General features: G+C 31.1%; 17 protein-coding genes, 6 tRNA genes and 1 riboswitch. Of the genes, 21 read left to right on the plus strand and 2 right to left on the minus strand.

Annotated elements, in window-relative coordinates:
- The first annotated feature begins 53 nt into the window (after positions 1-53).
- The 5 genes from MKD34_RS01675 (at position 54) to MKD34_RS01695 (ending at position 4,575) form a co-directional block, all read left to right on the plus strand.
- Positions 54-1,811, plus strand: a complete 1,758-nt coding sequence (locus tag MKD34_RS01675; protein ID WP_240219451.1) for a YeiH family protein — start codon at positions 54-56, stop codon at positions 1,809-1,811.
- A gap of 18 nt (positions 1,812-1,829) precedes the next feature.
- Positions 1,830-2,075, plus strand: a complete 246-nt coding sequence (locus MKD34_RS01680) for a hypothetical protein (protein ID WP_240219452.1) — start codon at positions 1,830-1,832, stop codon at positions 2,073-2,075.
- The gene (locus MKD34_RS01685; protein ID WP_240219453.1) at positions 2,062-2,538 is read left to right on the plus strand and encodes a hypothetical protein; all 477 of its coding nucleotides are present in this window, start codon (positions 2,062-2,064) and stop codon (positions 2,536-2,538) included. Before MKD34_RS01680 ends, MKD34_RS01685 begins: the two co-directional genes overlap by 14 nt.
- 111 nt (positions 2,539-2,649) lie before the next feature.
- A complete protein-coding gene (locus tag MKD34_RS01690) occupies positions 2,650-4,203 on the plus strand; it encodes a bifunctional metallophosphatase/5'-nucleotidase (protein ID WP_240219454.1) in 1,554 nt (517 codons plus the stop codon).
- Positions 4,204-4,215: 12 nt separating this feature from the next.
- Positions 4,216-4,575 carry an FMN-binding protein gene (locus tag MKD34_RS01695; RefSeq protein ID WP_240219455.1) on the plus strand — a complete coding sequence of 120 codons (360 nt, stop codon included), beginning with the start codon at positions 4,216-4,218 and terminating at the stop codon, positions 4,573-4,575.
- Positions 4,576-4,610: 35 nt separating this feature from the next.
- On the opposite strand, the gene MKD34_RS01700 is transcribed toward MKD34_RS01695, so the two are convergent.
- On the minus strand, positions 4,611-5,243 hold the full coding sequence (locus MKD34_RS01700) for an OmpA family protein (RefSeq protein WP_240219456.1): 633 nt from the start codon (positions 5,241-5,243) through the stop codon (positions 4,611-4,613).
- A gap of 217 nt (positions 5,244-5,460) precedes the next feature.
- On the opposite strand from MKD34_RS01700, the gene MKD34_RS01705 reads away from it, so the two are divergent.
- The 16 genes from MKD34_RS01705 to MKD34_RS01780 all read left to right on the plus strand — a co-directional run bounded on the left by MKD34_RS01705 (position 5,461) and on the right by MKD34_RS01780 (position 12,702).
- Positions 5,461-5,537: transfer RNA gene (locus MKD34_RS01705), tRNA-Pro, on the plus strand.
- Between the two features lie 3 nt (positions 5,538-5,540).
- Positions 5,541-5,616 (plus strand) — tRNA-Gly (locus MKD34_RS01710).
- 19 nt (positions 5,617-5,635) lie between these two features.
- A tRNA-Arg gene (locus MKD34_RS01715) sits at positions 5,636-5,712 on the plus strand.
- A 4-nt stretch (positions 5,713-5,716) separates the two neighbouring features.
- Positions 5,717-5,792, plus strand: a tRNA-His gene (locus MKD34_RS01720).
- 16 nt (positions 5,793-5,808) lie between these two features.
- A tRNA-Lys gene (locus MKD34_RS01725) sits at positions 5,809-5,884 on the plus strand.
- Between the two features lie 7 nt (positions 5,885-5,891).
- Positions 5,892-5,974 (plus strand) — tRNA-Leu (locus tag MKD34_RS01730).
- Between the two features lie 72 nt (positions 5,975-6,046).
- Positions 6,047-6,781 carry a tRNA pseudouridine(38-40) synthase TruA gene (truA, locus tag MKD34_RS01735; protein ID WP_240219457.1) on the plus strand — a complete coding sequence of 245 codons (735 nt, stop codon included), beginning with the start codon at positions 6,047-6,049 and terminating at the stop codon, positions 6,779-6,781.
- An 8-nt stretch (positions 6,782-6,789) separates the two neighbouring features.
- Positions 6,790-7,242 carry a GNAT family N-acetyltransferase gene (locus MKD34_RS01740; protein WP_240219458.1) on the plus strand — a complete coding sequence of 151 codons (453 nt, stop codon included), beginning with the start codon at positions 6,790-6,792 and terminating at the stop codon, positions 7,240-7,242.
- 83 nt (positions 7,243-7,325) lie between these two features.
- On the plus strand, positions 7,326-7,736 hold the full coding sequence (locus MKD34_RS01745) for a Fur family transcriptional regulator (RefSeq protein ID WP_240219459.1): 411 nt from the start codon (positions 7,326-7,328) through the stop codon (positions 7,734-7,736).
- A gap of 44 nt (positions 7,737-7,780) precedes the next feature.
- A complete protein-coding gene (locus MKD34_RS01750; RefSeq protein WP_240219460.1) occupies positions 7,781-8,152 on the plus strand; it encodes a desulfoferrodoxin family protein in 372 nt (123 codons plus the stop codon).
- Between the two features lie 18 nt (positions 8,153-8,170).
- Positions 8,171-8,332 (plus strand): rubredoxin, encoded by a 162-nt coding sequence (locus tag MKD34_RS01755; RefSeq protein WP_240219461.1) that lies wholly within the window; start codon positions 8,171-8,173, stop codon positions 8,330-8,332.
- A 94-nt stretch (positions 8,333-8,426) separates the two neighbouring features.
- On the plus strand, positions 8,427-9,200 hold the full coding sequence (locus MKD34_RS01760) for an MBL fold metallo-hydrolase (protein WP_240219462.1): 774 nt from the start codon (positions 8,427-8,429) through the stop codon (positions 9,198-9,200).
- An 8-nt stretch (positions 9,201-9,208) separates the two neighbouring features.
- Positions 9,209-9,787, plus strand: coding sequence for a uracil-DNA glycosylase family protein (locus MKD34_RS01765; RefSeq protein ID WP_240219463.1), 579 nt, complete (start codon positions 9,209-9,211; stop codon positions 9,785-9,787).
- Between the two features lie 132 nt (positions 9,788-9,919).
- Positions 9,920-10,417: a glycosyltransferase family 9 protein gene (locus tag MKD34_RS01770; RefSeq protein ID WP_282441579.1), complete on the plus strand. Its 498-nt coding sequence runs from the start codon at positions 9,920-9,922 to the stop codon at positions 10,415-10,417.
- 49 nt (positions 10,418-10,466) lie between these two features.
- Positions 10,467-11,213, plus strand: coding sequence for a YebC/PmpR family DNA-binding transcriptional regulator (locus MKD34_RS01775; protein ID WP_240219465.1), 747 nt, complete (start codon positions 10,467-10,469; stop codon positions 11,211-11,213).
- Between the two features lie 5 nt (positions 11,214-11,218).
- Positions 11,219-11,320: riboswitch (purine riboswitch) on the plus strand.
- Between the two features lie 62 nt (positions 11,321-11,382).
- Complete coding sequence (locus MKD34_RS01780; RefSeq protein WP_240219466.1) at positions 11,383-12,702, plus strand: uracil-xanthine permease family protein; 1,320 nt, start codon at positions 11,383-11,385, stop codon at positions 12,700-12,702.
- Positions 12,703-12,737: 35 nt separating this feature from the next.
- Here the strand turns inward: MKD34_RS01780 and MKD34_RS01785 are convergent, their stop codons facing one another.
- Positions 12,738-13,178, minus strand: a complete 441-nt coding sequence (locus tag MKD34_RS01785; protein WP_240219467.1) for a hypothetical protein — start codon at positions 13,176-13,178, stop codon at positions 12,738-12,740.
- Positions 13,179-13,216: the final 38 nt, after the last annotated feature.

Genomic DNA, 13,216 nt, shown 5'->3' on the forward strand with positions numbered 1-13,216 from the left:
CTTTGAATATCAGTTCAACAAAGAGCACATTAAAAAAAACCTAGGGGGTAAAAATGGAAGCTGTAAAAGAGAACAAAAAAAGTTTAAAGGAAACAATACTAGATTTATTTAAATTTGAAGATTACTGGGCAATATTACTAGCAACAATTATACTTATATTTTGTACAATTATTTACATGGGGTCAGATTCACAAAGTGTTTTAGGTAAAACAGAGGTTTATAATAGTATAATGAAAGCAGAGGGAGAAAGAGCTCCTTTTAAAACAGTTCAGTGGCATGAAGCACAATTTGATAAAAATAGTTTGGCTATAAAAACATCAACAACAGAAAAGGTAAAAAGTATTTTAGGAAAACCTAAAAAATGGGTTACCAATCCAATTGAGTCAATATATTTAAGTGAAAGTGCAGCTAAAGTAAAAGGTGCACCGTTTATTCAACAATATGAAGATTTAAAAAAGGAAACAATGTTATTAAAAAATCAAGCTTTAGCAGCAACTGCTTTAGCTGAAGAAAAGGCTTTTGCAGATACTAATTTAAATACAGCTGCAAATGAATTAACAGATAAGTGGTTAGTTAGTAGAGATAAAGAAAATAAAATGAAATCAAAAGCTATTGTAAAGCCATATAACTTAATTCCTAATTTAGCAATATTATTAGCAGCTATAGGAATTTACTTTAGTTTAGGTATGAAAAAAATGGGAAGAGATAGAGAAGGGTTTTTACAAGGATTTCCAGCAGTATTTGCTTTAGCTACAGGAGCTTATTTATTAGGAGAGCAAGAGACTTTAAAAGCTTGGGGTCTAGGTTATGTTTTCTGGGGTCTAGTTTTAGGATTAATAGTTAGTAATACAGTTGGGACACCAAAAAAGCTTTTAGCAGCAGCTCAGACAGAATATTTTATAAAAACAGGATTGATTTTATTGGGGTCAACAGTTTTAGTAAATAAAGTTTTATTAATAGGAATACCAGGAATTTTTGTAACTTGGTTTGTAACTCCAGTAGTTTTAGTTTTAACTTTTGGATTTGGGGATAAAATTTTAAAAATGGAATCAAAGAGCTTAAATATGGTTATGTCAGCGGATATGTCTGTAAGTGGTGTATCAGCAGCTATTGCAGCAGCGGCAGCTTGTAAAGCTAAAAAAGAGGAGCTTACGCTATCTGTAAGTATATCTATTATGTTTACTGCGTTTATGATGATAGCAATGCCAATGTTTATAAAAGCTTTAAATATGGATCCAGTATTAGGTGGAGCATGGATTGGCGGAACTGTTGATTCAACAGGAGCAGTAGTTGCTGCTGGAGAATATTTAGGTCCAGTTGCTAGAGACGTTGCAGCAACTATAAAAATGATTCAAAATATAATAATTGGGGTAATGGCATTAGGTGTAGCAGCATACTGGTCATTAAAAGTTGATAAATCTATGGCTGAAGAAAGAGATTTCTCTTTAAAAGGTTCGTTGAAAGAGATTTGGAATAGATTTCCAAAATTCATATTAGGATTTATTGGAGCCTCTCTTGTTTTCTCTGGAATTTATGGAATGTTAGGCGTAGATGGGTCTAAAATAATTATAGATAAAGGTATGGTAAATGGATTAATTTCACCTTTACAAGGTTGGTTATTCTGTTTAGCTTTTACAAGTATCGGATTATCTACAAACTTCAGTGAATTAAGTAAGTTATTTAAAGGTGGAAAGCCAATTACTCTTTATATAGTAGGAAAAATTATAAACCTAGGTGTAACTTTTGGAGCTGCATACTTAATGTTCCATGTAGTTTTCCCTGATATAACAAAATCTTTAATGAGTTTATAGAGAGTTTTAGGAGGAGATATGATAAAAAAGTGGATAGCTTTTATAGGTAGTTTTGTATGTATATATTTTTTCTGTTTCTCTGTATTGCCTTTTTTAGATGAAACTTTAGGATTTAAAGAAGCACATGAGAAGTTAGCAGAAGAGGATATAGAATCAGGAGCATGGTATTATATTTTTGTAAAAAAGGTTGAACCAAGTTCAGAAAATGTTAGACATACGTTAACTTACTCAAATTTGGGAGAGAGTAAAGATGCAAAACATTGATATATTTATAGAGGAAGAAAAAAAAAGAGCTATAGAAATATCAAACGAAATAATAGAAAAGCCTAGAATATCTATGATGGTTGTTGTATTTCCTTTTCTTTTGATTAACTATATTCAAGAACTAAGAATTTATCGATATAAAAAAGAATTTTTTTTAAAAGAATATCTATTTTTAAAAAGAATAACAGTTGATTTATTAAAAAAGGGATATTTATCTTCTGAAAAAATAAAAACTCAGATAGAAAAAGTTTTAATAAAGGATGAAAAATATTTAGAATTTTATAGATATCAAATCCAAGAAGCTTTAAGTATAAAAAAATATCTTTTTCAAGAAGAAAGTGAAAAAATAATGAGATTAAAAGAGATTGAGACTTTAAAAAAATGGATAGATGTATTTGAAGTTGATAAAGAAAGTTTAGAAGTTAGTTTAAAATTACTTAAAACTTTAAAAAATAAAATATAAGGTCTTGAAAAAACTGCGTTTATATGCAGTTTTTTCTTTTACAATTTTGTCTAAATATGATAAAATATGTTCGAATTTAATTTGAAAACTAGGATTAATTAGGGAGGAAAAATGAATAAAAATTTAAAAGTTTTTGGTTTAATGGGGTTAGTCTTAGCTCTTTCTGCTTGTAAAGTATTACCACCAAAAGATGGGGAATATGAACTTACTTTAGTTCATGTTAATGATGTTCATGGGAGAGCAAAAGAGGGGAAGTATGATGGTGTAGGATTAGCTAGAGTAGCTACTATAGCTAAAGCTTTAGAGCAGGATAAAAATAATGGAAAAGTATTACTGATAGATGCTGGAGATACAATGCACGGAACAACTTTTGCCACTTTAACTAAAGGTGAGTCAATGGTAGAAACTTTAAATGCAGCAGGTCTTGATTATGCAACTTTAGGAAACCATGATTTTAATTATGGACAAGAAAAGTTAGAAGAGTTGTTATCAATGCAAAAATATAAAACATTAGCGGCAAATGTTGTAGATAAAACAACAGGTAAGCCTATTGCAGGAACTTATGATATTAGAAAAATAGATGGAAAAAAAGTAGGTTTCTTTGGATTAGCAACTCCTGAAACATACTTTAAAACAAATCCAAATAATGTAAAAAATATAACAATAGCTGACCCAATAGCAACTGCTAAATCGGTTGTTGCCCAAATGAAAAAAGAAGGAGTTAAGTTTATTGTTGTAATATCTCACTTAGGTGATGATGAAAGTACAGCAAAAAATTTACAAAGTATAGGATTAGCTGAAGCAGTACCTGAAATAGATTTAATTATTGATGGACATAGTCATACTGAATTAAAAGAGAAAAAGGTAGTTAATGGAGTTACAATAGTACAAACAGGAGAATATGCTAAAAATGTTGGAGTAGTAAAAGTTGACTTTGATAAATTAAAAAATAAAATTGAAGCAATAGATTATACTCTTTATACGAAAAATATAATAATGAATGGAGATAATCCAGTTCCAGAAGATACTAAAGTAAAAGCTACAATAGATGAAATTTCTAGAAAACAAGAAATGATAACTAGTGTTAAAGTTGGAGAATCACCAATATTATTACAAGGAGATAGAGCTTTTGTTAGAACAGGAGAAACGAATCTGTCACAATTAATAACAGATGCAATGCTATGGAAAACAGGAGCAGATGTAGCTCTTACAAATGGTGGAGGAATTAGAGCATCTATTAATCCAGGAGAGGTTACAGTAGGAGATGTAATTAGTGTATTACCATTTGGAAATTATGTAATTACAAAGGAAGTAAAAGGATCAGATTTACAAAAGGCTGTTGAAAATGGAATTAGATCATATCCAGAATCACTAGGTGCAATGGCACAAGTGGCAGGAATGACAGTTAAATTTAATGTTAAAAATCCAGCTTATAGAAGAGTTTTAGAGATAAAAATAGGTAATGAAAAATTAAATCCAAATAAAACATATGTTGTAGCAACAAATGACTTTATGGCAGCAGGTGGAGATGGATATTCATCTTTAGCTAATGGAAAAGAATTAGGACACTATCCAGCTTTAGACGAGGTTTTAATTGAGTATATTCAAAAAGTTGGATTAGAAGGTAGAGATAAGGTAGTTCCTAGATTAATACCGAAAAAATAAAAGGGGTTATAGATGAATAAAGAATCTTTAAGGAAAAAAATAGTAATAGCTTTTATAGGGCTAGGATTATTATTAGGAGTATATGAAGCAAATAAACCAGGACCATTAGTTATAGAAGAGGTTGGAACTGGATATAATGGTGATTTAAGTGTAAAATTACAAGTAAAACCAAAAGGAAATGGATTTAAAATTGTTGGAGTTGATGTTGTTCATCAAGATACACCGCCAATAGCAGATCCAGCTGTAGATACATTAAAAACATATATCCTAAAAAATCAAAATGCTGAATTTGATATTGTATCAGGAGCCACATATACATCAGAAGGGATAAAAGAGGCTACTAAAAAAGCATTAGAAAAAATAAAAAACTAAAGAAGAGGGCCTAATTGGCCCTCTTTAATTTTATATTAATATGCTGGGAAAATTTGAATTTCAACTCTTCTATTTTGTGCTCTACCAGAAGCAGTTGAGTTACTAGCAATAGGTCTATCAGGACCATAACCATTAATTGTTACTCTATTAGGATTTACTCCTCTACGTACAAGGTAATCGGCAACACTTCTAGCTCTTTTAACAGATAAATTCATATTATAAGAGTAAGCTCCTGTGTTATCAGTATTACCAGAAATAACTATTCTTGTTTCAGGATATTGATTTAAAACAGCAGCAATATCATTTAAAGGTCCATAGAATCCATTTCCTATAACATATCCATTTGTAGGGAATGTAACTCCTCCAGGAAGATTAAGATTTATATAATTTCCTTCATCTGTAACTTTAACTTGAGTATTTTGTAATCTAGCTTGTAACTCCTTTGTTTGTTGGTCTTTATATGCTCCCCAACCTAAACCAGCAAGAGCACCAATTCCTGCTCCAATAAGTGTTCCCTTTGTATCTTGACCAATAGCTTGTCCAATTAAAGCTCCCACTGCGGCTCCACCGGCAGTTCCAGTAGTTTTACTGTTATACCCAGTAGCTGTACACGCTCCAAAAAGAGATCCAGCTAAAAGAACAGAGCAAATAAGTTTTGTATTTTTCATTATAAAAAACCTCCTTAACTAAAAATGATTATAGATATTATAGAAAAACTTTTTATATTTGTATATAAATTATTATTCTTTTTTAATAAAATCAATCCTTTTTTTTGAAGCATAAATAAAAAAATAAAAAAAATAAAAAAAGTTTGTTGACATAATTGAGAATTTATGATACTATAATTTTGTAGCGAACGAAAGCGAGTTACAAAAACTAAATAGTCGGAATATAGCGCAGTCCGGTAGCGCACCTGCCTTGGGAGCAGGGGGCCGCAAGTTCGAATCTTGCTATTCCGACCATCTGCGGGAGTAGCTCAGTTGGTAGAGCGTCAGCCTTCCAAGCTGAATGTCGCGAGTTCGACCCTCGTCTCCCGCTCCAATTTAATATTTCATCAAATGTGTCTGTAGCTCAGCTGGATAGAGCAACGCCCTTCTAAGGCGTGGGTCAGGAGTTCGAATCTCTTCAGACACGCCATTTGGTGGCCGTAGTTCAGTTGGTAGAGCGCCAGTTTGTGGATCTGGTTGTCGCGGGTTCGAATCCCGTCGGTCACCCCAAATAATTTTATAAGATGCGTCATTAGCTCAGATGGTAGAGCACACGACTTTTAATCGTGTTGTCACTGGTTCGAGCCCAGTATGACGCACCATCTTTTTGCGAGGGTGGCGGAATTGGCAGACGCACCAGACTTAGGATCTGGCGTTTCGACGTGAGGGTTCAAGTCCCTCCTCTCGCACCATATAAGATACTACAAAGTCTTGAATATTCAAGACTTTTTTTTATATATAGAAAAAAGGAAAAGGAGAATAGTATGGAAAGAAATATAAAGTTGACATATAGTTATGATGGAAGTGAATTTTTTGGCTTTCAAAGACAACCTGGTTTTAGAACTGTGCAAGGAGAGTTAGAGAAAGTTTTAGGAACGATTTTTAAAAATAAAATAGATTTAGTTTCTGCAGGAAGAACTGATAGAGGAGTTCATGCTAAAAAACAAGTTTCAAATTTTTATACTAGTTCAAGTATTCCTTTAGAAAAAATAAAAAGAATTATAAATGGTTTAATTCCTAATGATATATTTATATTAGATGTAGAAGAAGTAGATTTAGACTTTAGTTCAAGATTTTCAGCAACATATAGATCATATGAATACTATATAGGAGAGGATAGAAATCCTTTTCAAGCTCGATATGTTACTTTTGTTGATGAACAATTAGACTTAGAAAAATTAAATAAAATAGTTTCTCCTTTGGTAGGACAGCATGACTTTTCAAATTTTAGACTTTCAGATTGTGGAAGTAATACTACAATTAGAGAGATTTATGAAGCTAAATTTGAAAGGGTAAATGGGAAGACAATTAAATTATATGTTAAGGGCAACGCATTTTTAAAATCTCAAATTAGAATAATAGTAGGCACAGTTTTATCTATTTATTTTGGAAAAAAACCTGAAAACTACTTAACTGAAATGTTAAAAAATCCAAATGTTAAGTACGCGAAAATAGTAGCCGAACCTTTTGGCCTTCATCTGTTTGACATAGGATATTAGGAGGAGCAATGAAAATAATAGAGGTTGATGCAAAAAATAGAATATTAATAAAAAAAATATTTGATAATGAAATAGAAAGTTTTGGCATAATGGGTGGAGCAGATATGTGGATGATTATGAGTTTCATAAGATATGGAAAACTTTATGTACTATTAAATGAAGATAATGAACTTTTATCAGTTGCTCAGTATCAAGGTGTGTTAGGAAAAAAAGAAGTTTTTTTATATGGATTTTCAACTTCTTTAAAGGAAAGAGGGAAGGGATATGGAAAGATACTTTTAGAAGAAACTCATAATAGGTTGAGAAAGTTACAAATAGAAAAGGTTTATTTAACCGTAGATCCTGATAATATGAAGGCTATTAATATGTATAAAAAAGCAGGATATACAATAGAAGAATTACAAAAAGATGAATATGGAAAAGGAATAGATCGCTATTTGATGATTAAAAATTTATTATGATCTCTTGACAAAAATACTAAAAAGGTGTATATTAAATTAAAAAGAATAATTACAAAATTGTAATTATTTCAAAAGGAGGAAGCATGTATATTGAAAATATAGGTGAACATTTAAAAATACATGATATAAAACCCTCATATCAAAGAATGAAAGTATTTGAATATTTGTTAGAGAATAAAACTCATCCAACAGTTGATGAGATTTATAAGGCTTTATGTCCTGAAATTCCCACTCTTTCTAAAACTACAGTTTATAATACATTAAATCTTTTTATAGAAAAAGGAATTGCTAAAGTAATAACAATAGAAGAAAATGAAACTAGATATGATGTGGACACACATGTACACGGTCATTTTAAGTGTGTAGATTGTAAAAAAGTTTTTGATATTCCAGTGACAATAGATCAACTTATAGTTGGAGATATGAAAGATTTCAAAATTGATGAATATCATGTTTATTTTAAAGGAACTTGTCCTAAATGTCAGAATAAATAATTGTCAAATTATAAAAATATGTTTAATAATTAGAGGAGGTTGTCATGAAAGTTTATGAAATTTTTAAAGTGAAAGAAAACCCAGTATTATTAGAGGTAATTGTAGCAGATAAGGATGGTATTTCTGTAGATGGGTTAGAAATAGTAAAAGAAAAAACTCAAGATGCTTCAACTGAAAAACATGTACCATTTGTAGAAGAAAAAGAAGATGGTTACTTAGTAAAAGTTGGTAAAGAAATGGCTCATCCGATGACAGAGGAACATTATATTCAAATGATAGAAATTTGTGTGGATAACTTTTTATATAGAAAATATTTAAAGCCAGGAGATGCACCAGAAGCATATTTTAAAGTACCGAAGGGTGAATCAGTATGCGCAAGAGAATATTGTAACATTCACGGGTTATGGAGTAATTAATTATTAAGGGGGTATAAAATGGGAAAGCATATGAGATGTGTAATTTGCGATTATGTTTACGATGAATCGATAGGTGATCAAGAGAATGGAGTAGCTCCAGGAACAAAATGGGAAGATGTACCAGAAGATTGGGTTTGTCCACTATGTTATGTGGGTAAAGACCATTTTGAAGAGATGTAATTAATAATAATATCAAACCTCTTAGCAATATTTGCTAAGAGGTTTTTTTATGATATAATATATAACTAAGATATATATTTAGAAAGGAAATGTTATGAAATTAGCAGTACTAGGAAGTGGAAGTAAAGGAAATGCTCTTTTTGTAGAAACTGATAATATAAACTTATTAATAGATGCTGGATTTAGTGGAAAAAAAATAGAGGAACAATTAAAAAAAATAAAAGTAGATATTTGTAATATAGATGGGATTTTAATAACTCATGAACATGGAGATCATATTCAAGGAGCAGGAATACTATCAAGGAAATATGATATTCCAATCTATATCACAAAAGAAAGCTATGAAGCTGGAATGCTGAAAATTGGAAAAATAAAAGATGAAAATTTGAGATTTATAGAAGAAGCATTTTGGGTTGGAGATAGTATGGTATATCCTTTTGATGTGATGCACGATGCAGAAAGAACAGTAGGTTTTAGAATAGAAGAAAGTACGGGAAGCAAGGTGGCAATAGCTACAGATTTAGGGTATATTGATAATACGGTTAGAGAAGCTTTTAGAGAGGTAGATATCATGGTTATAGAGTGTAATTATGATTATCATAAGTTAATGGATTGTTCATATCCTTGGGATTTAAAGGCTCGAGTAAAAAGTAGGAATGGGCATCTATCAAATAATGATTGTGCCAGATTTATAAGGGAGTTACACCATGATAAGCTAAAAAAAGTTTATTTAGCTCATATGAGTAAAGATAGTAATGACCCAAAATTAGCTATTGATGCTGTCTTAGATGAATTAGTAAGACACAATATTGATATTTCAGTAGAAATTGCTCATCAAGATATATGTAGTGAGTTAATTAAATTTTAGGAGGAGTTATGGAGGAAATTGAAAAACTATTAGAAGAACTGAAGTTTGAAATAGGAACGACAGATGCATTAAAAGACAGCAATGAAAAAATTGTTTTAGGAACAGGGAACTTTAATGGAGCAGTACTTTTTGTAGGAGATGATTCTAATTTATATATAGATGAAAATTTAAAGGTAAGACCAGGTTCAAGTGGAGAATTTCTAATAAAGCTTTGTGATATAGTAGGTTTGCTGCCAGAGAGTTATTATATAACAACATTAACTAAATCTGAGAAAAATTATAGAGAGCTAGAAGAGAGAGATAAGAGAGATTTGAAAGAATATCTAATGATGCAGGTATCATTAATGAATCCTAAAATTATTGTAGCGCTAGGTCAAGATGTAGCAGAGTTATTATTAGAAAGGGAGTTTAAGTTTCTTCAAGAAAAAGGTAAAGTGTTAGATTGGAAAGGAGACATAAAATTATTAGTAACATATGATGCTAACTTTGCTAAAAAATCAAGAGATGATGGTGGAAAGAGATCTAAGGTAGCAGTAGAATTTTGGGGAGATTTAAAGACTATAAAAAATACCATAGAGGAGATTTAATATGAAAATTTTAGTGGTAAGGTTTAAACAAATTGGTGATGCAATACTATCTTCTGTGATATGTAAAAGTCTAAAGGAAACAATTTAAGTAATAGTAATTACACACAGTATACCTGAATAATTCCTTTAGCTATAAATTCAAGAAGAGAAAGTAAAGTTTACCCTGTAGATTTAATGAGAGAGTTAGCAAAAAAAATATTAGACGAATTTGATTGTCAAATTATTTTATACTATTCACCAAATGAAAAAGAATTTGCTAAAAAATTTCATGAAGATTTAAATTGGGATAAAAGAATAATATCAGATGTAAATACAAAAAGTATTAGGGAGTTAGGTGCGTTATTATCTAATTGTGATATATTTGTAGGAAATGAAGGTGGGCCGAGACACTTAGCCCAAGCTATAGATATTCCGAGTTTTTCTATATTTAGCCCAGGTTCTAGCAAAAGAGATTGGCTTTCAAGAGATAATAAAAGACATGAAGGGATAGAACCGAAAGATGTACTTTCAGATAAAACATATGATGATTTATCGTATGAAGAAAAATATAGATTAATTACTCCAGATATTATTTTAGAAAAAGTAAAGGAAAAAATGGAGCTTGTACCCAAATATATTGAAAAAAAATAGTGGTTATGATAAAATTTAAAAAGATATTTAAAAATGAGGAGGAGTTTTTGTGGCAGGACATAGTAAATGGTCTAATATAAAGCATAGAAAAGGTGCTCAAGACGCTAAAAGAGGAAAGCTATTCACAAAATTAGGAAAAGAGTTAACAATCGCAGCGAAGGAAGCTGGAGGAGATCCAAACTTTAATCCAAGATTAAGACTTGCAATAGATAAAGCAAAAGCTGCTAATATGCCAAAAGATAACCTAGAGAGAGCTATTAAAAAAGGTACTGGTGAACTTGATGGTGTAGATTATATGGAAATTAGATATGAAGGGTATGGTCCAGAAGGAACAGCTTTCATAGTTGAGGTTGTAACAGATAATAAAAATAGATCAGCTTCAGAAGTTAGAGCAACGTTTTCTAGAAGAAATGGAAATTTAGGAACAGATGGTGCTGTATCTTGGATGTTTCAAAGAAAAGGAGAAATCATAGTTGGTGCTGAAGGTGTGGACGCAGATGAGCTAATGATGGCAGCTTTAGAAGCTGGAGCAGAAGATGTTAAAGAGGAAGATGGAGAGTTTACTGTTTTAACAGATTCAGCAGATTGTAATAGAGTAGCAGAAGAATTAAAAAAAGCTGGTTATAATGTAACTGAAGCTGAAGTTGCAATGATTCCAGATAATAAAGTACAAATTACTGATTTAGAGACTGCTAAAAAGGTAATGGCATTATATGAAGGGTTAGATGATTTAGATGATGTAAATGATGTTTATTCAAACTTTGATATATCAGATGAGTTATTAGAGCAACTGTAAAAATAAAAAACAATAAAAAACATACTCATATATTTTTGGAAATATGGTCCAATAGTTTCTACGTCTTTACCGTAAATGAAGACACTATGGGTAGAACTGACTGCATTTAAGCATAGATTCTATCCATGAGTCTATGCTTTTTTATTTAAAATAGGAGGAAATTTTAAATATGCAGAGAAATAAATCACCTTATGACTTAAATGGAGTGCCGGACTTAAATACAGCGATTCCTTTAGGTTTACAACACATTATGGCAATGTTTATGGGAAATATAACACCTATAATAATAGTTGCTGGAATACTTGGTTTTACTCAAGATATAAAAATAAACTTAATACAAGCAACAATACTTGTAGCTGGGTTAAATACTTTAGTCCAAGTTTATACATTAGGACCTATGGGAGCTAAATTGCCTGTAGTTGTAGGAACAAACTTTTCTTTTGCACCAGTGGCTATATCAGTAGCTAGCAAGTTTGGGTATGAAGGAGTTTTAGGAGCAGCATTAATAGGAGGAATTTTTGAAGCTTTTTTAGGATTTCATATGAAGAGAATAAGAAAGTTTTTTCCACCAATAGTTACAGGAACTGTAATATTAGCTATAGGATTATACCTTTTACCAGTTGGAATAAATAGTTTTGCAGGTGGATATGGAGCGTCTGACTTTGCATCTAAAGAGAATCTAATTTTAGGAACAATAGTTTTAGCAGTGGTAATATTTTTTAAGGAATTTACAAAAGGTGTAACAAGTTCAGGAGCGATTTTTATAGGAACAGTAGTGGGGACAGTAATAGCTTTTTTAATGGGAAAGATAGATATAACTCCACTTTTACAGGCAGATATAGTGAGTATACCAAGGCCATTTTCATTTGGGTATTCATTTCATATAGAAGCAATTATTCCTATGGTAATGATGTTTGTAGTATCTGCTATAGAAACGATGGGAGATATGTCAGGAATTACAATGGGTGGTGCTAAAAGAGAATTGAAAGACAGGGAGCTTAAAGGTGGAATAATATGTGATGGAATAGGAAGCGCATTTGCAACTATATTTTCAGTATTACCAACGACGTCGTTTAGTCAAAATACAGGTATAATTGCTATGACAGGAGTAATGAGCCGATTTGTTGTGGGAATAGGTGCGCTATTTTTAGTAATAAGTGCATTTATACCAAAGGTTGCAGCAGCTTTTACATTAGTTCCTCAAAGTGTTATAGGTGGAAGTTTAGTAATGATTTTTTCTATGATTTCAATTAGTGGAATAAATCTTATAAACCAAGAACCATTAGAAGGAAGAAATGCAGTTATATTAGCAGTTTCGTTGGGACTAGGATATGGAATAGGATTAGTTCCAGGAGTGATTGAAGCATTCCCTGAAAGTATAAGATATATATTTACAGATTCAGGATTTGTTGTAGCTGGAACTTTAGCAGTTGTGATGAACCTGATATTACCTAAGAAAAATGAAAAAGTAGAGGTTTCTGTAGCATAAAAAAACTGAGGAGTAATTTCCTCAGTTTTTATTTTTTAGTTATATCTTGCTTGGATTGTAACATTTCCGCTGTATACTCCAGTTTGCTGATTATTTGGGATGTCTAAAGTGAATTTAATTGGTTTGGCAGAAATAAACTCATCTTGACGAAGAACTATAGTTTCTTCTGTGTGATCAATGTTTGCCCAAACAGTAGCTCCACTTATATTTTTTAGAGCTAATTTACCATCATTTGTTAATCCAGAAATCGTAATTTTAGCTTGATTACGCCCTTGTCCTTTTATAGAAAATTTTCCAATAGCAATATTTCCAGAAGTTCCTTTAGCAATTTTTCCAAATTCAGCATGTTGATCAATTTTAACAGTTAAAGTTTCCATGATAGTAGCACTAACGTTCATATTAGCAGAATCAGGATTGCTACTTCCAAAAGCTGCTACAGCAGTAGTTAAAGATAAAAGTGTTAATAATTTTTTCATAATTTATTTCCTCCGATAATTTTTAAGATTATAAATGG

This window comes from Cetobacterium somerae (assembly GCF_022430525.1).
Classification (GTDB): Bacteria; Fusobacteriota; Fusobacteriia; order Fusobacteriales; family Fusobacteriaceae; genus Cetobacterium_A.

Bases quoted from the DNA above. Each gene is read 5' to 3' on its own strand.
- MKD34_RS01675 (WP_240219451.1), top strand. From the start codon at position 54: ATGGAAGCTGTAAAAGAGAACAAAAAAAGTTTAAAGGAAACAATACTA.
- MKD34_RS01680 (WP_240219452.1), top strand. From the start codon at position 1,830: ATGATAAAAAAGTGGATAGCTTTTATAGGTAGTTTTGTATGTATATAT.
- MKD34_RS01685 (WP_240219453.1), top strand. From the start codon at position 2,062: ATGCAAAACATTGATATATTTATAGAGGAAGAAAAAAAAAGAGCTATA.
- MKD34_RS01690 (WP_240219454.1), top strand. From the start codon at position 2,650: ATGAATAAAAATTTAAAAGTTTTTGGTTTAATGGGGTTAGTCTTAGCT.
- MKD34_RS01695 (WP_240219455.1), top strand. From the start codon at position 4,216: ATGAATAAAGAATCTTTAAGGAAAAAAATAGTAATAGCTTTTATAGGG.
- MKD34_RS01700 (WP_240219456.1), bottom strand. From the start codon at position 5,243: ATGAAAAATACAAAACTTATTTGCTCTGTTCTTTTAGCTGGATCTCTT.
- truA (WP_240219457.1), top strand. From the start codon at position 6,047: ATGGAAAGAAATATAAAGTTGACATATAGTTATGATGGAAGTGAATTT.
- MKD34_RS01740 (WP_240219458.1), top strand. From the start codon at position 6,790: ATGAAAATAATAGAGGTTGATGCAAAAAATAGAATATTAATAAAAAAA.
- MKD34_RS01745 (WP_240219459.1), top strand. From the start codon at position 7,326: ATGTATATTGAAAATATAGGTGAACATTTAAAAATACATGATATAAAA.
- MKD34_RS01750 (WP_240219460.1), top strand. From the start codon at position 7,781: ATGAAAGTTTATGAAATTTTTAAAGTGAAAGAAAACCCAGTATTATTA.
- MKD34_RS01755 (WP_240219461.1), top strand. From the start codon at position 8,171: ATGGGAAAGCATATGAGATGTGTAATTTGCGATTATGTTTACGATGAA.
- MKD34_RS01760 (WP_240219462.1), top strand. From the start codon at position 8,427: ATGAAATTAGCAGTACTAGGAAGTGGAAGTAAAGGAAATGCTCTTTTT.
- MKD34_RS01765 (WP_240219463.1), top strand. From the start codon at position 9,209: ATGGAGGAAATTGAAAAACTATTAGAAGAACTGAAGTTTGAAATAGGA.
- MKD34_RS01780 (WP_240219466.1), top strand. From the start codon at position 11,383: ATGCAGAGAAATAAATCACCTTATGACTTAAATGGAGTGCCGGACTTA.
- MKD34_RS01785 (WP_240219467.1), bottom strand. From the start codon at position 13,178: ATGAAAAAATTATTAACACTTTTATCTTTAACTACTGCTGTAGCAGCT.